This window comes from Chitinolyticbacter albus, assembly GCF_024437655.1.
Lineage (GTDB): Bacteria > Pseudomonadota > Gammaproteobacteria > Burkholderiales > Chitinibacteraceae > Chitinolyticbacter > Chitinolyticbacter albus.
Map to the genome: position 1 here is coordinate 1 of NZ_JANBVF010000003.1, position 22,048 is coordinate 22,048.

A 22,048-nucleotide genomic window follows, 5' to 3' on the forward strand; every position below is an offset into this window, starting at 1 on the left:
TTCAAGCAGCAATCTAAAACAGAGAAGCGAGCTTATTCGGGAATCTGCGCCGGCGCCGAGGCACTGGGCGCCACCGCTGCCGGTTTGACATCCTGCATCACGCCCAGCGAGGATTTCTGGGCAGGCGAGGCGAAAAACACGAGCACGAGGCAGGTCGCGAAAAACAGTGTGGCGCACACTGCAGTGGCACGGCTCAGGAAATTGGCCGAACCGGAAGAGCCGAACAGACTACCTGCGGAGCCGCTACCAAAAGCCGCCCCCATGTCTGCACCCTTGCCATGCTGCAACAGCACCAACACGATCACCGCCAGAGCGGAAATCACATTCACGACCATCACGAGGTCTTTAAAGATAGTGTCCATCTTCTCTTCTTCAGATTGGCGCGCATTCTAGCGCCGATAGGGGTTTAATGCAATGCCGCAGACGCTCAGCGCGCCTCGCGACAGATGTCCAGAAACTCGGCCGCCGACAGCGCCGCACCACCCACCAGCACGCCGTCGACCCCGTCCACCGCCAATACCTGCCCGGCGTTGTCGCCCTTCACACTCCCGCCGTACAGCACGCGGGTTCGGGCGTCGAGCGTACCCTTGATAAAGGCATGCATCTCGGCAATCTGTTCCGGCGTGGCAACCACCCCGGTTCCGACTGCCCACGAGGGCTCGTAAGCCACCGCGTACAAACTGGTTGGCACGCCGGCAAGTACCTGCAACTCCTCGGCGATGATGTCGCGCGCGATGCCGCTTTGCCGTTGTTCCAGCGTCTCGCCGACGCAGTACACCGGAAACAGGCCGCCATCGAGCGCCGCCCTTACCTTGCGCGCGGCGGTTTCACTGCTCTCGCCGAAATAACGGCGTCGCTCCGAATGCCCGACGATGACCATCTCGCAGCCGACATCGGCCAGCATCGCAGCCGACACCTCGCCGGTATACGCGCCGATATGGTATTCGCACACGTCCTGCGCGCCGAGCTGCAGCGCCGATTCGGCTTCCATCAGCAACGACTTGGTCAGCGCGATATAGGGGTACGGCACGCACAGCGCGACATTGGTCCCCAGTCCCGCGCGTAACAGCTCGCGCACGACCGATCGAATCTGCCCGACACTGCCGTGCATCTTCCAATTACCGATCACGTACTGCCTGAGCATGCGCGCAGTCACCCTGTTCGCAAAAGACGACGATTCTAGGCTCACGCTTCTCCCTCCGTCAAACCGAGACGCACCCATTTGGCGGTCTATAAATTGCAGACCGGTTGCAAAAGCGGTCACTTGTAATATTTCAGAAACACATGGTGGCTAGCATGCGAGGCGTGTCATCAAGACAACACCTTCCAATCAGGAGACTTTCACCATGACGTTCGCACGCCAAGTGCTCGTGACCCTCGGCGCCTCAGCCGGCCTGTTCGTCGCCCATGCTAACGCTGCCGATATCACCGGCGCCGGTGCGAGTTTCCCGTACCCGCTTTACGCGAAGTGGGCCGAACAATACAAGGTCAAGACCGGCAATGGCCTCAACTACCAGTCGATCGGTTCGGGCGGCGGCATCAAGCAGATCCAGGCCAAGACCGTCGACTTTGGCGCATCCGACGCCCCGATGACCGCCGACAAGCTCAATGCCGCCGGCCTCGTGCAGTTCCCGACCGTGATGGGCGGCGTGGTGCCGGTGCTGAACATCCCGGGTATCAAGCCCGGTGAAGTCAAGCTGACCCCGACGCTACTGGCCGATATTTTCCTCGGCAAGATCAGCAAGTGGAACGATCCGGCCCTGGTCAAGGCCAATCCGGGCGTCAAGCTGCCAGAGCAAGCCATCACCGTGGTACACCGCGCCGACGGTTCGGGCACCACCTGGATCTTCACCAACTATCTCTCCAAGGTGTCGGCCGACTGGAAGACCAAGGTCGGCAACGAGGCCTCGGTGCAGTGGCCCAAGGGCGTGGGCGGCAAGGGTAACGAAGGCGTGGCCCAGTACGTGACCCGCATCAAGGGCGCGATCGGCTATGTGGAATACGCCTACGCCAAGAAGAACAAGATGTCGCACACCCAGCTGCAGAACAAGGCTGGCAGCTTCGTGAACCCGGACGACGCCACCTTCAAGGCTGCGGCGGCATCGGCGGACTGGGCAGGCACCCCCGGCTTTGCCGTGGTGCTGACCGACCAAGCGGGTGCCGAGGCATGGCCGATCACCGGTGCCACCTTCATCCTGATGCACAAGAAACAGGACAACCCGGCCCAAGCCACCGAAGCACTGAAGTTCTTCGACTGGGCCTACAAGGACGGCGACAACACGGCGCGGGAGCTCGATTACGTGCCGATGCCGGCCGCGGTGAAGGACACGATCCGCACTTCCTGGAAGCAGATTGCAGGCGGCAACGGCCCAGTCTGGAAGTAATCGCGTAGCATGCTGGCCGCTCGCCTGGCGATCGGCCCAACGAGCAACGGGAGCCCACTCGGGCTCCTGTTGTGTTCATGTCCGGAGACGTGAATGACCCCCCCACAATCACAAGAACAGCGGCTCAAGCGGCAACGCGTCCAGGATCGACTGTTCCGCGGTTCGACGCAGTTCTTTGCATTCCTGGTGCTCGCCCTCCTGGCCGGCATCATCATCTCGCTGTTCATCGGCGCCATGCCGGCGATCAAGCACTTCGGCCTGGGCTTTATCACCGGCACCGACTGGAACCCCGTGACCGAGCAGTTCGGCGGCTGGAATTCGATTACCGGCACCCTGCTGTCCTCCTTTATCGCCCTGTTGATCGGCGTGCCGGTGAGCTTTGGCATCGCCATCTTCCTGACCGAGCTCTCGCCGGTGTGGCTGCGCCGCCCGCTGGGCATGGCGATCGAACTGCTCGCCGGCGTGCCGTCCATCATCTACGGCATGTGGGGCCTGTTCGTGTTCGCACCGTGGTTCGCCGACAATATCCAGCCCACACTGGCTGAAGCCACCGTCAACATCCCCCTGATCGGCGCGCTGTTCCAGGGCCCGCCCATGGGTATCGGCATGTTCACCGCCGGCCTCATCCTATCGATCATGGTCATCCCCTTTATCGCGTCGGTGATGCGCGACGTGTTCGAAATCGTGCCTGCAATGCTGAAGGAATCGGCGTATGGCCTGGGCTGCACCACGTGGGAGGTGGTCTGGAACGTGGTGCTGCCCTACACCAAGAATGGCGTGATCGGTGGCGTGATGCTGGGCCTGGGCCGCGCGCTCGGCGAAACGATGGCCGTCACCTTCGTGATCGGCAATGCGCACAGCGGCATCTCGTCGCTATTCGATCCAGCCACCTCGATCGCGGCGACGCTCGCCAACGAATTCACCGAGGCCACGGGCGAACTGCACACCGCGTCGCTGATCGAGCTCGGCATGCTGCTGTTCGTGATCACCTTTGTCGTGCTGTCGCTCTCCAAGCTCTTGCTGCTGCGCCTGGAAAAGAGCGAGGGCTCGAATACCTAACCGGGAAGATACGACGATGAACCTGTATTTCCGTCGCCGCCTCGTCAACACCCTCAGCCTGACGCTGTCGCTGGCCGCCATGGCCTTCGGCCTGTTCTGGCTGCTGTGGATTTTGTACACGCTGCTCAAGAACGGCCTGGGCGGCCTGTCGCTCTCGCTGTTCACGCAGTCGACACCGGCCCCCGGCAGCCCCGGTGGTCTTGCCAATGCCATACTCGGCAGCCTGACCATGGCCGGCGCCGGCACATTGATCGGCACACCGATCGGCATCCTTGCCGGCACTTACCTCGCCGAATTCGGCGAACGCGGCTGGCTGGCCCCCGCGACGCGCTTTATCAACGACATCCTGCTGTCGGCCCCCTCGATCGTGATCGGGCTCTTCATCTACGAAGCCTATGTGCGCCACGTGGGCCACTTCTCGGGCTGGGCCGGCGCGCTGGCGCTGTCGCTGCTGGTGATCCCGGTGGTGGTGCGCACCACCGAGAACATGCTCAAGCTGGTGCCCAACACCATGCGCGAGGCGGCGTACGCGCTGGGTGCACCGCAATGGAAGATGGTGCTGTCGATCAGCCTGCGTGCCGCCAAGGCTGGCGTGCTGACCGGCGTGCTGCTCGCCGTGGCGCGTATCCTCGGTGAAACCGCACCGCTCTTGTTCACCGCACTGAACAACCAGTTCTACTCGAACATGAATCAGCCGATGGCCAACCTGCCGGTGGTGATCTTCCAGTACGCGATGAGCCCCTACGAAGACTGGCACGCCCTAGCCTGGGCCGGCTCGCTGCTGATCGGCGTGTTTGTGCTCGGACTCAACATTGTGGCACGCGCCCTGGTACGCAACCCGTCGCAGCACTGAGCGGCCACGGATCAACGATAGCAACGAGAACAGACCATGACCGGACTCACCCCCAAGCTCGCCGTCAAGAAACTGGACTTCTACTACGGCCACTTCCACGCGCTGAAGAACATCAACCTCGATATCTACGAGGGCAAGGTCACCGCCTTCATCGGCCCGTCGGGCTGCGGCAAGTCGACGCTGCTGCGTACCTTCAACCGCATGTATGGTCTCTACCCCAAGCAACGCGCCGAGGGCGAGATCAACATGAACGGCCGCAACCTGCTCGATAGTGACGTCGACCTGAACATGCTACGCGCCAAGGTCGGCATGGTGTTCCAGAAGCCGACGCCGTTCCCGATGTCGATCTACGACAACATCGCTTTCGGGGTGAAGTTGTATGAAAACCTGTCCAAGCCGGATATGGACGATCGCGTCGAATGGGCACTGCAGAAGGCCGCGCTGTGGAACGAGGCCAAGGACAAGCTCAAGCAGTCCGGCCTTGGCCTCTCGGGCGGCCAGCAACAGCGGCTGTGCATCGCCCGCGCGGTGGCAGTGAAACCCGAAGTGCTGTTGCTGGACGAGCCAACCTCGGCGCTCGATCCGATCTCGACCGCCCATATCGAGGAACTGGTGCACGAATTGAAGCAGGACTACACCATCGCCATCGTCACCCACAACATGCAGCAGGCGGCGCGCGTTTCCGACTACACCGCCTACATGTACCTGGGCGAGTTGATCGAGGTAGGCCAGACCGACGGCATCTTCACCACGCCGCAGAAAAAGGCGACCGAAGACTACATCACCGGCAAGTTCGGCTGATCCGGCGAGCTGGTACGCAAGCAAAAAGCGGCCCAAGCGGCCGCTTTTTCACACTCGTCGGCCCAGTGTGCATTCGTGCGTCCGCAGGCATATGGTGGACTGCGAGCGACACCCTCCGGGTGCCATGATGTCGACATCACCCAAGGAGTACGTCATGCGCGTCACCTTGTATGGCCCCAATACCGTTCATTGCCACCACGCCGAAGTCGTTGTCCGCCAGACCCTGCAGGCCGCTGGCGCAGATTTTCAACTGGAAACCGTGCGTGACTTCGCACCTGCCCATTGCATCGCCCCGCCAGAATTCGCCATAGACGGCAACATTGTCAGCTACGGCCATGTTCCCACGCCGGCCGAAGTACTAGGCTGGTTGGAGCTACACTGATCCAGCGCTCCTGCCCCACCGGACGGCACCCAGCGGTGCCGTTTTCCATACCCAGCGATCGCTCACCGCGCCCGGTACGAGCAAAAAAACGCCGCGATTGCGGCGTTTTCCATGTCAGCCGTGCTTACTCGGCGTTCGCTTCGCTAGTCACCACTGCGGCGATGCGCTCGGCCCATTGCTCGGCCGTGGCAGCATCGACATGCTCGACCATCACCCGGACTACCGGCTCGGTACCGGATGGGCGCAGCAGCACGCGGCCGTCGTTGCCCATCGCCGCCTCGGCCTTCTGCACCGATTCGGTAATGGCGCTCGATGCCTTGGCATCGAAGCCCTTGGCGATGCGCACGTTCTTCAACACCTGCGTGGACAACACCAGCTTGGCAGTTTGCGCCGACAGGCTGCTGCCCTGCTCGATCACCGCTTCCAGCACCTGCAGTGCCGAGACAATGCCATCACCGGTGGTATGGCGGTCCAGGCTCAACAAATGGCCGGAACCCTCGCCGCCGAGCAGCCAGTTATTGGCCTGCAGCCGCTCCAGCACGTAGCGATCGCCCACCTTGGCACGCTCGAAACCGATGCCGTGGGCCTTGAGCGCATTCTCGACACCGAGATTGGTCATCAGCGTGCCGACCACGCCGCCGCCCAGCGTACCGCGGCTGTGGCGATGTTGCGCCAGCACGTAGAGCAGCATGTCGCCGTCGATGATGGAGCCATCGCCGTCGACCATGATCAGGCGGTCGCCGTCGCCGTCGAGCGCGATACCATAGTCGGCCCCTTGCGCCAGCACGGTCTTGCGCATCAGATCGACGTGGGTCGCGCCCACTTCTTCGTTGATGTTAAAGCCGTTGGGCTGGTTGCCGATGGTGATGATCTCGGCGCCCAGCTCGTGGAATACCTGCGGCGCGACCTGATAGGTGGCGCCGTGCGCGCAATCGATCACCAGCTTGAGCCCGCGCAGGTCGAGCTCGTTCGGAAAGGTCGACTTGCAGAATTCGGTGTAACGGCCCGCCGCGTCGTTCATGCGGCGCGACTTGCCCAGATGCTTGGACGACACGCACGGCTGCGGCTCGTCGATCGCGTCCTCGATCGCCTGTTCGACCTCGTCGTCGAGCTTCTTGCCACCGGCGCCGAAGAATTTGATCCCGTTGTCGTAGTACGGATTGTGCGAGGCGGAGATCACCACGCCGGCGGACAGGCGCAACGCACGGGTCAAATGGGCAACGCCCGGCGTCGGCAAGGGCCCGGTGAGGAACACGTCGACCCCAGCGGCATTGAGGCCCGCCTGCAGCGCGGCTTCCAGCATATAGCCCGATACGCGGGTATCCTTGCCGATCAGCACGGCGGCGTGTTCGCCGTTTTGCCGCTTTTCCGATGCGGCCAGTACGCGACCAGCGGCGTAGCCCAGCTTCATCGCGAAATCGGGGGTGATCGGGTACTCGCCGACGAGACCACGTACACCGTCGGTGCCAAAGTATTTGCGAGCCATGAGCGGCGCGACTCCTGTGGAGTTGATTGTGATTGAAATACAGCTGAAAGTTTGGCGCCTATTTTAAGGCGGACCACACCGCAAGCGCATCCTTTGTTTCCCTGACATCGTGTACCCGCACGATGTGCGCACCCGCCGCCGCCGCCATCAGTGCGGCAGCGATGCTGGCCGGCATGCGCTCGTCGACCTGACGCCCGGTGATCTGGCCGAGCATGGTCTTGCGCGACACGCCCACCAGCACGGCGCACTGCAATTGCCCGATGAGGTCGGGCAAAGCGTGGAACAGCGCGGCGTTGTGCTCCAGCGTCTTGCCAAAGCCAAAGCCCGGATCGAGCAAGAGGCGCTCGCGATTTATACCGGCGGCCAGCGCCGCATCGCGCCGCGCCGCCAGATAGGCCACCACCTCGCCCACCACGTCGGCGTACGCCGGTATTCGCTGCATGGTCTGCGGTTCACCCTGCTTGTGCATCAGGCATACCGCCGCAGCGCTTTTCGCCACCATCGCCAGCGCGCCCTCCCCTTCCAGCGCCGATACATCATTGATCAGGTCGATGCCGACCTCGAGCGCGGCGCGCATCACCGCGGGCCGCCGGGTATCGACCGACAGCGGCACATTGAGGCTCTGCAGCGCCGCGAGCACCGGCACCACACGGCCCACCTCCTCGTCCTGGCTGACCAGCGCCGCGCCGGGTCGGGTCGACTCACCGCCGATATCGAGCAGATCGGCGCCGTCCGCGATCAGGCGCTCGGCATGGCTGACCGCCTTGGCGACCGAGTCATACCGGCCACCGTCGGAAAAGGAGTCGGGCGTGACATTGACGACGCCCATGATGAGCGGTCGATCGAGCGGCAGGGTAAAGCGCCCGCACTGCAAGGCGTACATAGGCACTCCTCGTGCGATCAAAACAAAGGCGGCCTCGCGGCCGCCTCGTCGGGAGGGGAGATGCTCAGCCCTCGGTCACCGGGGTGGTGGTGGCCGTGGGTGCATCGCCACTGGGCTTGTCGTTGCTCGACGGTACCTTGGGCGGCGGCGGATACTTGGGCGGACGCGGCTCGCGCCCTTCCATGATGTCGCGCACCTGGTCGCGATCGATGGTTTCCCATTCCATCAGCGCGGCGGTCATCACCTCGACCTTGTCGCGATGCTCGGACAGCAGTTTTTCGGTCAGCGCGTACTGCTCATCGATGATGCGACGGATTTCCGCATCGACCTGCTGCATGGTCGCCTCGGACACGTTCTTGTGCGTGGTGACCGAGCGACCGAGAAATACCTCGCCGTCGTTCTCGCCGTAGACCATGGGGCCCATCTTGTCGCTCATGCCATAGCGGGTGACCATGTCGCGCGCCATGCGGGTGGCCCGCTCGAAGTCGTTCGATGCACCCGTCGAAATGCGATGCACGAACAGATCCTCGGCCACGCGGCCGCCGAACAGGATGGTGATCTCGTTCAGCATCTGGTCCTTGTAGAGCGAGAACTTGTCGCGCTCCGGCAACTGCCAGGTCAGGCCCAGCGCACGACCACGCGGCATGATGGTGACCTTGTGCACCGGGTCCGTGCCTTCCAAGAGCTCGGCGACCACGGCGTGGCCCGACTCGTGGTAGGCCGTGGCGCGGCGTTCGTCCTCGGTCATCACCATGGTGCGGCGTTCCGGCCCCATATAGATCTTGTCCTTGGCCGACTCAAAATCGTCCATGTCCACGAGGCGCTTGTTGCGGCGCGCGGCGAACAGTGCAGCCTCGTTCACCAGGTTGGCCAGATCGGCGCCGGACATGCCTGGCGTGCCGCGAGCCAGGATGGACGCGTCGACATCGTTGGAGATCGGCACCTTGCGCATGTGCACGCCCAGGATCTGTTCGCGACCACGGATATCGGGCAGCGGCACCACCACCTGGCGATCGAAGCGGCCCGGGCGCAGCAGCGCCGGATCGAGCACGTCGGGACGGTTGGTCGCGGCGATGACGATGATGCCCGAGTTGCCCTCGAAGCCATCCATCTCGACCAGCATCTGGTTCAGCGTCTGTTCGCGCTCGTCGTTGCCACCGCCCAGGCCCGCGCCACGCTGGCGGCCGACCGCATCGATTTCATCGATGAAGATGATGCACGGTGCGTTCTTCTTGGCGTTCTCGAACATGTCGCGCACACGGGCCGCGCCGACGCCGACGAACATCTCGACGAAATCCGAACCCGAGATCGAGAAGAACGGCACCTTGGCTTCACCGGCGATCGCTTTCGCCAGCAAGGTCTTGCCGGTACCGGGCGAGCCGACCATCAGGATGCCGCGCGGCATGCGGCCGCCCAGGCTCTGGTACTTGGAGGGATCGCGCAGGTAATCGACGATCTCGGTCACTTCTTCCTTGGCCTCGTCGCAACCGGCGACATCGGCGAAGGTGACGACGTTGTTGCTATCGTCGAGCATTTTGGCGCGACTCTTGCCGAAGCTGAATGCGCCACCGCGCCCGCCGCCCTGCATCTGCCGCATGAAGAAGACCCACACGCCGATCAAGAGGATCATCGGGAACCAGCTGATGAAGATGCTCATCAGCATGCTCGGCTCTTCCTCGGCCTTGGTGGCGAACTTCACGTTGTGCTTGATCAGCGTATCGACCATGCGGAAGTCGAACGGCGCCAGCGTGGAGAACTTCTGCCCGTCGGCGCGCTGGCCGCGGATCATGTAGCCGCGCAGCAGGTTGCCTTCGATGGTGATCTCGCCCACCCGGCCAGCTTCCACGTCCTGCATGAACTGCGAGTACGGCACCTGGCCGGCAGGCTCGGTTTTGCCGGTGATCTGCTGGAACACCGTCAGCAGCACGAGGCCGATGATCAGCCAGATTGCAATATTCTTGCCGAGATTGTTCACGGCCTACTCCTTCACTCACGCAAAGCGCGCGTACATACGATGCATTCTAACCCGGTCAACCTTTCTTCTGTTTGCCGAGCAGGTAGATTTCCGAGCTGCGGTCCCGCGACGCCTTGGGTTTGCGACTCAATACCTGGGTAAAGGTGTCGCGCATCGCGGCCATGTATTCGTTGAAACCGTAGCCCTGGAACACCTTGACCAGGAAATGGCCGCCAGGTTTCAAATGATCTTGCACAAAAGCGAGCGCCAGCTCGCAAAGGTGCATGCTGCGGGCCTGATCGGTGACCGCATTGCCAGTGATATTGGGGGCCATGTCGCAAATCACAAGATCGACTTCGCGCCCTTCGAGCAAGGCGGTGTACTGCGCCAGCACGGCGTCCTCGCGAAAATCACCCTGGATGAAATCGACACCGGGTATGAACGGCATCTCCAGCAGATCGAGCGCGAACACCCGCCCCTGCTCGCCGACCAGACGTGATGCCACCTGCGACCAGCTGCCCGGCGCCGCGCCAAGATCGGCCACCCAGATGCCGGGCTTGAGCAGCTTGTCCTTCTCGTTGATCTCGAGCAGCTTGTACGCGGCGCGGGCGCGATAGCCATCCTTTTGCGCCATGTGCACATAGTGATCGTTCACATGCTCCGACAGCCAGGTATTGCTCGATTTACTGCGTGCCATTGCTAGCCCCTCCCAACGCGGGTCGTCGTTTACCCGCATGCACGCCGGCGGCATGGGCCGCTGTGCCCACGCCCAGGCGCGGAAAATCGCCAAGATCAGAATCAGTCATCAGCCAGCCTCGCGCCCCGGGTTTCCCGGCGGCGCGGAAAGTCGAGTAAAATCAGGTTTTAATGAAATCGAACCACACATCATGAAAATCGAGCTGTCGCCCGTCGAGCGGCAATATCTGCGCGGCCTCGCCCATGGCCTCAATCCGGTTGTGATGATCGGCAACAATGGTGTTACCGATGCGGTGATCCGCGAAATCGCGGTCAACCTCGATGCCCATGAACTGATCAAGATCCGCGTGCTGGGCGACGACCGCGAGCTGCGCCAGCAATATCTGGAACGCATCTGCGACGAGCTCTCCGCCGCACCGGTGCAGCATCTGGGCAAGCTCTTGATCATCTATCGCGCATCCAGCACCGACAAACCCCGGATCACCCTGCCCAAGGCCAAGAAAAAGGCGAACTGAGCCTACGCTGCGGGACAAAACCAACAAGGGCGGCCTTCACCGCCCTTTTTGCTGCGTAGTGGCGCGTCAGCGGCCGTCGCGCCAGACGTAGAAGGCGCCGAACACCGCTTGCAGCAGGTAGATCAGCGCCGAGATCGTCTGCCATTGCTCCAGCCCACCGCCGAACATACCGGTGGCCGCGTGCGAGATGCCCGGCTTGATGCCCGCGATGATGGGGAACACGGCGAACTGGTTGACCAGCGTGCAGATCAGCATGCCGATCAGCAACCACAACTTGCCTTCCTTGAAGGCGCGCAAGCCGTCGAGCCAGAGCCAGTACACGAAGAGATAGAGCCCAGCGACGATGCCGATCCAGCCTATGGCGCGGAACAGCTGCCCCGCCACGGCGCTGGCGGCGCCATGACCCAGCGTCTTGAACAACACGGGCGCGACCAGAATGCCGATCACCCACATGCCGCCGATCCACAACACGGTCAAGATGTTCTTCAGCCCCTGGCCCATATTCCCTCTCCCCTGTCGCCGCGCCTGTCTGTCGGCCCGGTCGCCCAGCAGTCCATCAAATGTATTTGACGTCCAGCACTTCGTATTCGCGGATGCCGCCCGGCGCGACCACCTCGGCGACGTCGCCGACATACTTGCCGATCAGCGCGCGCGCGATCGGGCTCGATACCGAGATCTTGCCATCCTTGAGGTTGGCCTCGTCGTCACCGACGATCTGGTAGGCCACCTTGTTGCCGGCTTCCAGGTCTTCCAGTTCCACGGTTGCACCGAACACCACGCGGCCCTCGGCCGTGGTGGCAAGCTCGCGCGGATCGATTACCTGCGAATTGGACAGCTTGCCTTCGAGCTCGGCAATGCGGCCCTCGACAAAGCCCTGCCTTTCCTTGGCGGCATCGTACTCAGCGTTTTCCGACAGATCGCCGTGCGAACGCGCCTCGGCAATCGCGGCAATCACGGACGGGCGGTCAACGCTCTTCAGGCGCTGCAGCTCGACCTTCAGCTTTTCCGCACCGACGACGGTCAGCGGGATCTTGATCATGGCTTTCTCCGTGGGGCGCTCAGCCCCGTTAAAACGGCCTTCCCGGCCTGATTCATCCGCCTTCGCCTTGCGGCAAAAGCACAGCCGCCGTCCCGAAGGACGGCGGCTGACTGGCCGATAACTTATCAGCCTTTGAGCTTGCGGTGCAAGCCCTGCACGTCGTACACGCGCATCTCGCCCAGATCGCGGATGCCCACGCAGGCCGCACGTGCACCAGCGATGGTGGTGTAGATCGGCAGACGCGCCTTCATCGCCTCGTGGCGTATCGAGTAGCTATCCTGAATCGCCTGGCGACGCTCGTCGACGGTATTGAAGATCATGGCGATCTCACCGTTCTTGATCATGTCGACGATGTGCGGACGGCCCTCGGTCACCTTGTTCACCGGGGTGACGGCCACGCCGGCCTCGCTGATCGCGGCCGCCGTGCCCTTGGTGGCGATGACCTTGAAACCAAGCTGGGCCAGGATGCGCGCGCATTCGATCGCACCGGCCTTGTCGCCCTCACGCACCGAGATGAACACGTTGCCGCTGACGGGCAGCACGATGCTGGCCGCCAGCTGCGACTTCACAAACGCTTCGGCGAAGGTGTCGCCCACGCCCATCACTTCGCCGGTCGACTTCATTTCCGGGCCGAGGATGGTATCGACGCCCGGGAACTTGGCGAACGGGAACACCGCTTCCTTCACCGAGTAGTACGGCGGGATGATTTCCTTCGTCACGCCCTGGCTCACCAGCGATTGGCCGGCCATGCAGCGCGCGGCGACCTTGGCCAGCGAATGACCGGTCGCCTTGGATACATATGGCACGGTACGCGAAGCGCGCGGATTCACTTCCAGCACGAACACGGTGGCGGCATCGCCCCGACCCTGGATGGCGAACTGCACGTTCATCAGGCCAATCACGTTGAGCGCACGCGCCATTGCCACGGTCTGGCGGCGCAGCTCGTCCTGCAGCTCCTTGGAGAGGCTGTACGGCGGCAGCGAGCAGGCGGAATCACCCGAGTGCACGCCGGCCTGCTCGATATGCTCCATGATGCCGCCGATCAACACATCCTTGCCGTCGCTGATCGCGTCAACGTCGACCTCGATCGCATCGTTCAGGAAGCGATCGAGCAGCACCGGGCTGTCGTTCGAGACCTTGACCGCTTCGCGCATATAGCGGGTCAGATCGTCTTCCGAATGGACAATCTGCATCGCGCGGCCGCCCAGCACGTAGGACGGGCGCACCACCAGCGGGTAACCCAGGTTGGCCGCCAGCGCGATCGCATCCTTCTCGGTGCGTGCGGTGGCGTTCGGCGGCTGGCGCAGGCCCAGGTCCTGCAGCAGCTTCTGGAAGCGCTCGCGGTCTTCAGCGGCGTCGATCATGTCCGGCGAGGTGCCGATGATGGGCACGCCATTGGCTTCCAGCGCGCGCGCAAGCTTGAGCGGGGTCTGGCCGCCGTACTGCACGATCACGCCGACCGGTTTTTCCACCGCGACGATTTCCAGCACGTCTTCCAGCGTCAGCGGCTCGAAGTAGAGGCGATCGGACGTGTCATAGTCGGTCGACACGGTTTCCGGGTTGCAGTTGACCATGATGGTCTCGTAGCCGTCTTCGCGCAGTGCGAGCGCGGCATGGACACAACAGTAGTCGAACTCGATGCCCTGGCCGATCCGGTTCGGGCCACCGCCCAACACCATGATCTTCTTCTTGTCGGTCGGCTGCGCCTCGCACTCGTCTTCATACGTCGAGTACATATAGGCAGTGTCGGTGGCGAACTCGGCAGCGCAGGTGTCGACGCGCTTGTACACCGGGCGGATGCCGAGGCCATGGCGATGCCGACGCACGGCGTTCTGGTCGCAACCGAGCAGCATGCCCAGGCGGCGATCGGAGAAGCCCTTGCGCTTGAGCGAGCGCATTTCCAGCTTGTCGACGCTCTCGATTGCGCGACCGCGCAGACCATTCTCCAGCGTGACGATTTCCTCGATCTGCGCCAGGAACCACGGGTCGATCTTGGAGAGGTTGAACACCTCATCGAGCGACAGGCCGATGCGGAAGGCGTCGGCGACGAACCACAGCCGATCCGGGCCGGGCGCGGCGAGTTCGGATTCGATCGCCTGCCGATCGACCGTAACTTCGTCAAAGCCCGACATGCCGGTTTCCAGCCCGCGCAGCGCCTTTTGCAGCGATTCCTGCAAGGTGCGGCCGATCGCCATCACTTCGCCGACCGACTTCATCTGCGTGGTCAGCTTGTTGTTGGCCTGCGGGAATTTCTCGAAGGCAAAGCGCGGCACCTTGGTGACGACATAGTCGATCGACGGCTCGAACGAGGCCGGGGTCTTGCCGCCGGTGATCTCGTTCTTCAGTTCGTCAAGCGTGAAGCCCACCGCCAGCTTGGCGGCGATCTTGGCGATCGGGAAGCCGGTGGCCTTGGAGGCCAGGGCGGAGGAGCGCGACACACGCGGGTTCATCTCAATCACGATCATGCGGCCATCGACCGGATTGACCGAGAACTGCACGTTGGAACCACCGGTATCGACGCCGATCTCGCGCAGCACCGCCAGGCTGGCGTTGCGCATGATCTGGTATTCCTTGTCGGTCAGCGTCTGCGCCGGCGCCACGGTGATCGAATCACCGGTGTGCACGCCCATCGGGTCGAGGTTCTCGATCGAGCAGACGATGATGCAGTTGTCGGCGCGGTCGCGCACGACTTCCATCTCGTATTCCTTCCAGCCCAAGAGCGACTCTTCGATCAGCAGTTCCTTGGTCGGCGACAGATCCAGACCGCGGGTACAGATTTCGATGAATTCCTGGATGTTGTAGGCAATGCCGCCACCCGAGCCACCCATGGTGAACGACGGACGGATGATGGCCGGGAAACCCAAGTTGGCCTGCGCCGCCAGCGCTTCGTCCAGCGTATGCGCAATTGCCGACTTGGCCGAGCCCAGGCCAATCTTGTCCATCGCCGCCTTGAACTTCTGGCGGTCCTCGGCCTTGTCGATCGCCTCGGGCGTAGCGCCGATCAGCTCGACCTTGTACTTGTCGAGCACGCCGTTGCGCCACAGGTCGAGCGCGCAATTGAGCGCGGTCTGGCCACCCATGGTCGGCAGCACCACGTCCGGGCGCTCCTTCTCGATGATCTTCTCGACCACCTGCCAGGTGATGGGCTCGATATAAGTGACGTCGGCCATGTTGGGGTCGGTCATGATCGTGGCCGGATTGCTGTTGACCAGGATGACCTTGTAACCCTCTTCGCGCAGCGCCTTGCAGGCCTGAGCGCCGGAATAGTCGAATTCGCACGCCTGGCCGATGACGATGGGGCCGGCGCCGATGATGAGGATGGACTTGATGTCTGTACGTTTCGGCATTGCTAAACCCTTACTTGCGCTCGGCCATCATGGCGATGAACTTGTCAAAGAGATACGCCACGTCGTGCGGCCCGGGGCTTGCTTCCGGGTGGCCCTGGAACGAGAACGCCGGTGCATCGGTCAGTGCGATGCCCTGCACCGTGCCGTCGAACAGCGAGCGGTGGGTGACGCGCACATTGGCCGGCAAGCTGGTCTCGTCGACCTGGAAGCCGTGATTCTGCGAGGTGATCATCACGTGGCGGCTGTCGAGATCCTGCACCGGGTGGTTGGCACCGTGGTGGCCGAACTTCATCTTGCTGGTGGCCCCGCCGGTGGCGAGCCCCAGGATCTGGTGACCGAGGCAGATGCCGAAGGTCGGCAGCTTGCGGGCGATGAATTCGCGCGTCGCGGCAATCGCGTAATCACACGGCTCCGGATCGCCCGGGCCGTTGGAGAGGAACACGCCATCCGGATTCAAAGCCAGCACGTCGGCAGCCGGGGTCTGCGCCGGCACCACGGTCAGCTTGCAACCACGCTCGGCCAGCATGCGCAGGATGTTGGACTTCACGCCGAAGTCGTACGCGACCACGTGATATTTGGGATTGGACTGCACGGTATAGCCGACACCGAGCTTCCACTCGGCGGTGGTCCAGTCCTGTTGCTCGGTCGCGCTCACCACGCGGGCCAGATCCTGGCCGGCCATCGAGCCGAAGGAGCGGGCCTTCTCGATTGCGGCGGCCTCGTCGATCTGGCTGCCGGCGACGATACAGCCCGGCTGGGCGCCCTTCTCGCGCAGGATGCGGGTGAGCTTGCGGGTATCGATGTCGGAGATGCCGACGATGCCGTTGGCCTTGAGGTAGTCCCCCAGGCTGATGTTCGAGCGGAAGTTCGAATGCAGTCGTGGCAGGTCGCGGATGATCAGGCCGGCGGCAAACACGGCGCGCGACTCGGCGTCTTCCGGGTTCACGCCATAGTTGCCGATGTGCGGGTAGGTCAGCGTAACGAGCTGGCGATTGTACGAAGGGTCGGTGAGAATTTCCTGGTAACCGGTGATCGAGGTGTTGAAAACCACCTCACCGATCGTTTCGCCGTCGGCGCCGATCGAAATACCGTGAAACAGGGTGCCGTCGGCAAGCGCTAAAAGGGCGGGTTGAGACACTGGCGGCTCCTGGGCATTGCGCCCATCTAATGCAAATTCCGGGGGGTACACGTAGAAAAACGGGACTGGTCTCCCCGGTCCCGTTTGCAGTGCAAAATTGCCGGGATGTTACCGCAAAACGCCTTTTCTTTCAACGCCGCCCGCCCGCAATACTGCGTGTCCGGCGGTTCAAGCGAGCAGTTTTTCCACTTCGCCCGCCAGCTCCGCAGGCTTGGTGGTCGGCGCGTAGCGCCCCACCACGTGACCTGCACGATCGACGAGGAACTTGGTGAAGTTCCACTTGATCGCCTCGGTGCCGAGTATGCCGGGCTCGGTCTGCTTCAGATGCTGGTAGAGCGGATGCGCGCCGCTGCCGTTGACGTCCACCTTGGAAAACAGCGGAAAGGTCACCTCATAGTGGGTGGTGCAGAACGAGCGGATTTCCTCGGCGTTGCCCGGTTCCTGGCTGCCGAACTGGTTGCACGGAAAACCCAGCACGGCAAAGCCGCGCTCCTTGTACTGGCGATACAGCGCCTCCAGCCCTTCGTACTGCGGCGTGAAACCGCACTGGCTCGCCACATTGACGATCAGCAGCGTCTGGCCGCGATAGCTCGACAGCGCCACCTCGTCACCGAAGATATCGTTTGCCGTAAAGTCGTAAACCGTCGTCATTGCCTGTCTCCTTGGCCGAACCGGGCCGGGCTGATCGGCGCGGCTCGTAAGCGAGCGCCGGCTGGGGGATAATCAGCGCTCGATCATCCTCGCCACCTCCATGCTGTTCAACCCCACTCGCGACGAAGCCCGGCGTTTTTTTATCGAGTCCTGGCAAAAGCACGGCGCCCAGGCGCCGCTGACCGATCTGGAACGCATCACCGTCGGCGTGCTGCTGCGCCATCCCGAGTACCAGCGCTACCTGAGCCTGGACTACCTCGATCGCGACTGGCCGCCGGAGATCGGCGAGACCAACCCCTTCCTGCATATCTCGATGCACCTGGCCATCGAGGAGCAGCTCTCGATCGACCAGCCCCCGGGCGTGCGCGCGCTCTACCAGCAACTGTGCGAGCACTATGGCGACGAGCACACCGCGCTGCACCTGATGGTCGATGGCCTGGGCGAAATGATCTGGCACGCACAGCGACACGGCACGCCGCCCGATCCCAACCTCTATCTGGACATCCTGCGCGTCCGCCTCGGCCAGGCAAGCAGCAAGGATTGACGTCCATTGCGCGCTCGCGTGGTCGCATGCCTCATTTGGCCTGTTTGGCCGTCGCCTCCTGCAGCTCCCGCAATCGGGCATCGATGGCGGAGAGCAGATAGAAATCGTTGCCAGGTTGACGCTGCGCGATCTGCAGCTGCTCGATGGCTGGACCGTATTCCAGCAACAGGATGTAGTACTCGGCCTGCGCCTTGTGCTGGCGCTGCGCCTCGCCTTTGGCCTCGTAGATGCGCGCTTCGCGCTGATAGAGCTCGGCATCGGACGGGTAGAGCTCCTGCGAATTGATCGTGAGTTTGAGTGCCGCATCGAGCTGGCGCGCCGCGATCATCGCATCGATCTCACCGTAGACGAGGCCACGACTACCGGTGAAACGCTGCGCCGCAGCCCGCAACTGGCTCGCCGCCTCGGCGGGCTTGCCCTGCGCCAGCAGCAACTGGCCGTTCAGGTATTCGAGCGCGGCATGGGGCCGGCCCAGCGCGCTACGCGCCTCGGTGAGGCTGCGACTGGCGCCATCGAGCTCGTTCACCCGCAATTGCGCCAGCGCATAGCCGTACAGGTGCGCGGCGCGGTTGATGAAACGCCCCTCGGTCAGCGCCTTGGTGTAGTAGTTCACCATGGCCCGCGCGTCGCCCTGCAGCACCCGCGCCTTTTCGCGCATGAACAGGAACTCGGCGCTGTCGGGTACCTGGCGGTAAGGCACCTCCTTGAGGCGCGATTGCGCATCGGCGATACGCTTGTAGGTCACCGGGTGGGTGCGCAGGAACTCCGGCGCGTTGTTCTCGACCAGCCGGTTGTGCTTTTGCAGCCGCTCGAAGAAGGCGGGCATGGCCGCAGGATCGAAGCCGGAGCGGGTCAAGGTCTGCATGCCGACGCGATCCGCCTCCTGCTCGAAGGCATAGGTGAAATCGAGCTGGCGTTGCACCGCCAGCGCCGGGCCGGCAGCCGCTGCAGCCGCTGCGGCGTCACCCGCGCCGGCGTGCGCCGCGAGTATGGCAAGGCCGATGGCCGCCAGCGTCATCCACGGCGTGATGCGTTGGCTTTCGATCAGGCGTGCCAGGTGATGTTGCGACACGTGCGCCACTTCGTGCGCCAGCACGCTGGCGAGCTCGGACTCGTGCTGTGCGGTGACGATCAGCCCGCTGTGCACGCCGATCACCCCGCCCGGCACCGCGAACGCATTGACCGAAGGATCCCGCAGCGGCAGGAAGGTGAACGAGGTCTGCGTCTCGCCACTGGCGTCGACCAGGCGCCCGCCCAGCTGGTTGAGGTAAGCCACGAGTTCCGGATCGTCGAGCAGCATGCCGCTGCGGCGGATCTCGCGCATTGCGGATGCGCCTATCATGCGCTCGTCAGCACTCGACAAGGAATCGCTCGAGGTGTCCCCGAGATTGGGCAGCTCGCTCTCGAGCGCCAGCACTGGCTGGATCACCAGCACGGAGGCGACGATGGCAAGGAGGGTCCGGCGCACCAGGAGGTGGGACATCGACTATCGGCTCTCAGACATGGAAACGAAGCGGGCTCAAATCACGGCCTCGACCGAGGCAATCACGGCAAGATAGCGTAGCAGCTTGCCGGCCACCAAGGCCGGCCAGACCTTGCGCCACGGCCAACGCAGCCAGCCTGCCGCCACGCACAGCGCATCGCCCACCAGCGGCACCCAGGACAGCAGCAACACCCAGGGGCCATGCCGTTGCAGCCAGGCTGCGCGCGCGGGCGTTTCCTTCCTTGGCAGCCGTCGCCCCAGCCACACGCTGATCGCGCCGCCTACACTGTTGCCCACGGTTGCCAGCAACAGGGCCAGCCAGGCCGTGCCTTCGTGCTTGACGAGGTAGGCCACGAGCACGGCCTCCGAGTTCCCGGGCAGCAAGGTGGCCGACAACAGCGCCGAGGCAAACAGCGACAGCGGCCATCCCCAGTCGGCCAGGCTCAGAATGCGAAATCCTCGCCGGCATGCAATGTGATCGCCACTGCCAGATCGGTGTAGAACTCGCCCGCGGCGCGCGTATTGCGCCAGGCGCCATCGAGCAGACGATAGTGATAGCCGCCACTTCGGGCGGCGATCCACAGCTCCTGGTTGGCAGCGTGGCGATTGACGATGACCTTGCTGCCATCGTCGAATTCGATTTCAAGCACATTGCCCGCGCGCAACGTATCGGTATCGAGCCCGGCGGCATCGAGCGCGGTTTCGATGCGGGCAAATACAGCGTCGGTCAGATCGAGGAATTCGGATTCGGTCATGGAAGGGTCTGCGCTGCGTGATAACATCGCGATTTTGCCACCAACGGCCCGGCGATGCGCGCACCCCTGTTGTTACTCGCGGCCCTGACGCTTGCTGCGTGCGGCTTCAAGGGCGATCTCTACCTTCCCAAGGGCCAGACGCCGCGCCCGGCGATCCAGACCAAGAAGTCGCCCCCCAGCGTCACGCCACTGCCCACGCCGCAGGCCGTCCCCGCCTCCGCGGTCGAGCTCACCCCGCTCGCGCAATAGCCCCGGCTAAGTGCCGGCGCGCTTGCGCTGTCGATACTGCCATGGCGGCTGCGGCCTGGCCCCCTGCCACAACCCCAACTGGCCCGCCCTCGCCTGCCGCTCTGCCGCGGCGTAGCGCGCGAACTCGGTGCCGGACTGGATCCGCTCGGCATAGCGGGTGTAGTGCCAGGCATAACCCGTGTTCAGCAGCGCCAGATTGACGTCTTCGCCGCCCAGCCAGACCTGCGCGACACCGCGCCCATAGCGATCGACATCAATGAGCTCGGCGCGGATGGCGCGGCCATACACACGACTCGATAGCTGCCACTTCGCGACGTTGCCAAAGGCCTGTGCCTTTTCCGGGGCATCGACAAACGCCAGGCGCAGCTTGTGTTCAACCAGGCCATCGTCGAGCACGGTGAGCGTATCGCCATCGGCCACGGCAATGACCCGCCCTTCAACGATCTCGCCCTTGACCGCTTCGCCGCGCGGCAGGTCCAGATCGAGGCAGCCCGCCAGCAGCAGACAACACCACAGCATCGCGCGCCGCATCAGCGCTTTCTCAGCGCGCGCCACAACAGGCGTGGCCAATCGGCGGCGCCCAAAGTGGGTCGGTGCCGGAACATGTCGTACTGCACCTGCTGCAGCCGGGTCAGAATGGCATCCCCGCCGAGCACGGTCAGCCGCAGCTCGAGCCCGATGCGACCCGGCAATTGCAGGGACAGCGGCGCGCCGGCCTGCAACATGCGCCTGGTGCGATCGACCTGGAAAGCCATCAGCTGACGCCAGGCGCCATCGACACGCCCCACGGCGATCTGCGCTTCGCTCACGCCAAAGCGCGCCATTTCGTCCTGCGGCAGATAGACGCGGTCCTTCTGCCAGTCGATGGCGACGTCCTGCCAGAAATTGATCAACTGCAAGGCGGTGCAGATACCGTCTGACATCGCAAGCTTACGCTCGTCAAGCTCACCGAAGAAATGCAGCAGGATGCGACCCACCGGGTTCGCCGAACGGCGGCAGTACTGCACCACCTCGCCAAAATCGGCATAGCGCGCCTTGGAGACATCCTGCTCGAACGCCGAGATGAGGTCGTGGCACAGCGAAACCGGCACATCGTATTGGCCCAGTACCGGCGCCAGCGCCTGATATCTTGCGGTCTGCGGCACTTCACCCGCCTCGATGCGCGCGAGCTCCGCATGGCAGTCGGCCAGTGCGGCCAGCCGTTGCGCCGGAGTAGCATCGCCCTCGTCAGCCAGATCATCGGCGTGCCGGGCAAAATGATAGACCGCAGCCACGGCCTTGCGATAACGGCGCGGCATCAGGATCGATGCGACCGGGAAGTTTTCGTAGTGATCGACCGACGCTTGCGCGCTTATTCCAGCCATAATCCAACCTGACGAATGGCGATAGCAATTCACATCATGACAACTAGAGTCAGATAGAGAGAAAGGCTCTCGTCACTAAATGGAGGGTGTAAACATGAAGCAATGGCTGACCGCGCTGCTGTGCAGCGCACTCCTGAGCACCACCGCCTGGGGCGCCGTGGATATTAACACCGCCACCGCGGCCCAGCTCGAAGCATTGCCCGGAATCGGCGCGTCCAAGGCGCAAGCCATCGTTGACTACCGCACCAAGCACGGTCCATTCAAGTCAGCCGACGACCTCACGAATGTGCCGGGCATCAAGGAAGGCACTTACAGCAAAATCAAGGGCGAAGTCACCGTGGGCAAGGGCTCGCCCGCCAAAGCGGCCGCAGTCAAGCCCACCGCCAAGCCCACCCCTGCCAAGAAAGGCAAGTAACCCCGATCCAGGCTGGAGGCGCCGCACAGCGCCTCCTTGCACTCGTCCGC

25 protein-coding genes are annotated in these 22,048 nt (G+C 63.3%); 9 read left to right on the forward strand and 16 right to left on the reverse strand.

Annotated elements, in window-relative coordinates; all coding sequences use genetic code 11:
• Window positions 1-32: 32 nt before the first annotated feature.
• Both secG and tpiA read right to left on the reverse strand, forming a co-directional pair.
• On the reverse strand, window positions 33-362 hold the full coding sequence (gene secG / locus NLI84_RS02305; RefSeq protein ID WP_255987907.1) for a preprotein translocase subunit SecG: 330 nt from the start codon (window positions 360-362) through the stop codon (window positions 33-35).
• 65 nt (window positions 363-427) lie between these two features.
• A complete protein-coding gene (tpiA, locus tag NLI84_RS02310) occupies window positions 428-1,144 on the reverse strand; it encodes a triose-phosphate isomerase (protein WP_255987909.1) in 717 nt (238 codons plus the stop codon).
• A gap of 202 nt (window positions 1,145-1,346) precedes the next feature.
• On the opposite strand from tpiA, the gene pstS reads away from it, so the two are divergent.
• From pstS to NLI84_RS02335, 5 genes are all read left to right on the forward strand, one after another.
• Window positions 1,347-2,384, forward strand: a complete 1,038-nt coding sequence (pstS, locus tag NLI84_RS02315; RefSeq protein WP_255987910.1) for a phosphate ABC transporter substrate-binding protein PstS — start codon at window positions 1,347-1,349, stop codon at window positions 2,382-2,384.
• A gap of 93 nt (window positions 2,385-2,477) precedes the next feature.
• The gene (pstC, locus tag NLI84_RS02320; RefSeq protein WP_255987911.1) at window positions 2,478-3,443 is read left to right on the forward strand and encodes a phosphate ABC transporter permease subunit PstC; all 966 of its coding nucleotides are present in this window, start codon (window positions 2,478-2,480) and stop codon (window positions 3,441-3,443) included.
• Window positions 3,444-3,459: 16 nt separating this feature from the next.
• Window positions 3,460-4,296 carry a phosphate ABC transporter permease PstA gene (gene pstA / locus NLI84_RS02325; RefSeq protein ID WP_255987912.1) on the forward strand — a complete coding sequence of 279 codons (837 nt, stop codon included), beginning with the start codon at window positions 3,460-3,462 and terminating at the stop codon, window positions 4,294-4,296.
• Between the two features lie 36 nt (window positions 4,297-4,332).
• Entirely contained in the window at window positions 4,333-5,097 is a 765-nt protein-coding gene (gene pstB / locus NLI84_RS02330) for a phosphate ABC transporter ATP-binding protein PstB (RefSeq protein ID WP_255987913.1), read from the forward strand.
• A gap of 154 nt (window positions 5,098-5,251) precedes the next feature.
• Entirely contained in the window at window positions 5,252-5,479 is a 228-nt protein-coding gene (locus NLI84_RS02335) for a thioredoxin family protein (protein WP_255987914.1), read from the forward strand.
• A 124-nt stretch (window positions 5,480-5,603) separates the two neighbouring features.
• Here the strand turns inward: NLI84_RS02335 and glmM are convergent, their stop codons facing one another.
• The 4 genes from glmM to NLI84_RS02355 all read right to left on the reverse strand — a co-directional run bounded on the left by glmM (window position 5,604) and on the right by NLI84_RS02355 (window position 10,499).
• On the reverse strand, window positions 5,604-6,965 hold the full coding sequence (gene glmM, locus NLI84_RS02340) for a phosphoglucosamine mutase (protein ID WP_255987916.1): 1,362 nt from the start codon (window positions 6,963-6,965) through the stop codon (window positions 5,604-5,606).
• A gap of 58 nt (window positions 6,966-7,023) precedes the next feature.
• Window positions 7,024-7,848 (reverse strand): dihydropteroate synthase, encoded by an 825-nt coding sequence (gene folP / locus NLI84_RS02345; RefSeq protein WP_255987918.1) that lies wholly within the window; start codon window positions 7,846-7,848, stop codon window positions 7,024-7,026.
• Between the two features lie 64 nt (window positions 7,849-7,912).
• On the reverse strand, window positions 7,913-9,823 hold the full coding sequence (ftsH, locus tag NLI84_RS02350; protein ID WP_308445812.1) for an ATP-dependent zinc metalloprotease FtsH: 1,911 nt from the start codon (window positions 9,821-9,823) through the stop codon (window positions 7,913-7,915).
• A gap of 55 nt (window positions 9,824-9,878) precedes the next feature.
• The gene (locus tag NLI84_RS02355) at window positions 9,879-10,499 is read right to left on the reverse strand and encodes an RlmE family RNA methyltransferase (protein ID WP_255987919.1); all 621 of its coding nucleotides are present in this window, start codon (window positions 10,497-10,499) and stop codon (window positions 9,879-9,881) included.
• Here NLI84_RS02355 and NLI84_RS19105 point away from each other — a divergent pair.
• Window positions 10,477-11,013: a YhbY family RNA-binding protein gene (locus NLI84_RS19105; RefSeq protein ID WP_308445813.1), complete on the forward strand. Its 537-nt coding sequence runs from the start codon at window positions 10,477-10,479 to the stop codon at window positions 11,011-11,013. The two genes, NLI84_RS02355 and NLI84_RS19105, sit on opposite strands and share 23 nt — an antisense overlap.
• Window positions 11,014-11,079: 66 nt before the next feature.
• Here the strand turns inward: NLI84_RS19105 and NLI84_RS02365 are convergent, their stop codons facing one another.
• The 5 genes from NLI84_RS02365 to NLI84_RS02385 all read right to left on the reverse strand — a co-directional run bounded on the left by NLI84_RS02365 (window position 11,080) and on the right by NLI84_RS02385 (window position 17,188).
• Complete coding sequence (locus tag NLI84_RS02365; protein ID WP_255987920.1) at window positions 11,080-11,514, reverse strand: DUF4149 domain-containing protein; 435 nt, start codon at window positions 11,512-11,514, stop codon at window positions 11,080-11,082.
• Window positions 11,515-11,569: 55 nt separating this feature from the next.
• Window positions 11,570-12,052 (reverse strand): transcription elongation factor GreA, encoded by a 483-nt coding sequence (greA, locus tag NLI84_RS02370; protein ID WP_255987921.1) that lies wholly within the window; start codon window positions 12,050-12,052, stop codon window positions 11,570-11,572.
• A 125-nt stretch (window positions 12,053-12,177) separates the two neighbouring features.
• Complete coding sequence (gene carB, locus NLI84_RS02375; protein WP_255987922.1) at window positions 12,178-15,399, reverse strand: carbamoyl-phosphate synthase large subunit; 3,222 nt, start codon at window positions 15,397-15,399, stop codon at window positions 12,178-12,180.
• A 10-nt stretch (window positions 15,400-15,409) separates the two neighbouring features.
• The gene (gene carA / locus NLI84_RS02380) at window positions 15,410-16,537 is read right to left on the reverse strand and encodes a glutamine-hydrolyzing carbamoyl-phosphate synthase small subunit (RefSeq protein WP_255987923.1); all 1,128 of its coding nucleotides are present in this window, start codon (window positions 16,535-16,537) and stop codon (window positions 15,410-15,412) included.
• A gap of 168 nt (window positions 16,538-16,705) precedes the next feature.
• Window positions 16,706-17,188, reverse strand: coding sequence for a glutathione peroxidase (locus NLI84_RS02385; protein ID WP_255987924.1), 483 nt, complete (start codon window positions 17,186-17,188; stop codon window positions 16,706-16,708).
• Window positions 17,189-17,288: 100 nt separating this feature from the next.
• Between NLI84_RS02385 and NLI84_RS02390 the strand changes: the two genes are divergently transcribed.
• Window positions 17,289-17,732: a DUF1841 family protein gene (locus tag NLI84_RS02390; RefSeq protein ID WP_255987926.1), complete on the forward strand. Its 444-nt coding sequence runs from the start codon at window positions 17,289-17,291 to the stop codon at window positions 17,730-17,732.
• Between the two features lie 31 nt (window positions 17,733-17,763).
• Here NLI84_RS02390 and NLI84_RS02395 read toward each other — a convergent pair whose 3' ends face one another.
• The 3 genes from NLI84_RS02395 to cyaY all read right to left on the reverse strand — a co-directional run bounded on the left by NLI84_RS02395 (window position 17,764) and on the right by cyaY (window position 19,970).
• On the reverse strand, window positions 17,764-19,215 hold the full coding sequence (locus NLI84_RS02395) for a M48 family metalloprotease (protein ID WP_255987927.1): 1,452 nt from the start codon (window positions 19,213-19,215) through the stop codon (window positions 17,764-17,766).
• Between the two features lie 36 nt (window positions 19,216-19,251).
• Window positions 19,252-19,569 (reverse strand): YqaA family protein, encoded by a 318-nt coding sequence (locus NLI84_RS02400; RefSeq protein WP_308445814.1) that lies wholly within the window; start codon window positions 19,567-19,569, stop codon window positions 19,252-19,254.
• An 89-nt stretch (window positions 19,570-19,658) separates the two neighbouring features.
• Window positions 19,659-19,970: an iron donor protein CyaY gene (cyaY, locus tag NLI84_RS02405; RefSeq protein WP_255987928.1), complete on the reverse strand. Its 312-nt coding sequence runs from the start codon at window positions 19,968-19,970 to the stop codon at window positions 19,659-19,661.
• 54 nt (window positions 19,971-20,024) lie between these two features.
• Between cyaY and lptM the strand changes: the two genes are divergently transcribed.
• Window positions 20,025-20,219 carry an LPS translocon maturation chaperone LptM gene (gene lptM, locus NLI84_RS02410; RefSeq protein WP_444542148.1) on the forward strand — a complete coding sequence of 65 codons (195 nt, stop codon included), beginning with the start codon at window positions 20,025-20,027 and terminating at the stop codon, window positions 20,217-20,219.
• 6 nt (window positions 20,220-20,225) lie between these two features.
• Here the strand turns inward: lptM and NLI84_RS02415 are convergent, their stop codons facing one another.
• A complete protein-coding gene (locus NLI84_RS02415; RefSeq protein ID WP_255987931.1) occupies window positions 20,226-20,750 on the reverse strand; it encodes a thermonuclease family protein in 525 nt (174 codons plus the stop codon).
• Window positions 20,750-21,583 carry a squalene synthase HpnC gene (gene hpnC, locus NLI84_RS02420; RefSeq protein ID WP_255987932.1) on the reverse strand — a complete coding sequence of 278 codons (834 nt, stop codon included), beginning with the start codon at window positions 21,581-21,583 and terminating at the stop codon, window positions 20,750-20,752. Before hpnC ends, NLI84_RS02415 begins: the two co-directional genes overlap by 1 nt.
• A 94-nt stretch (window positions 21,584-21,677) precedes the next feature.
• On the opposite strand from hpnC, the gene NLI84_RS02425 reads away from it, so the two are divergent.
• A complete protein-coding gene (locus tag NLI84_RS02425) occupies window positions 21,678-21,998 on the forward strand; it encodes a ComEA family DNA-binding protein (protein ID WP_255987933.1) in 321 nt (106 codons plus the stop codon).
• Window positions 21,999-22,048: the final 50 nt, after the last annotated feature.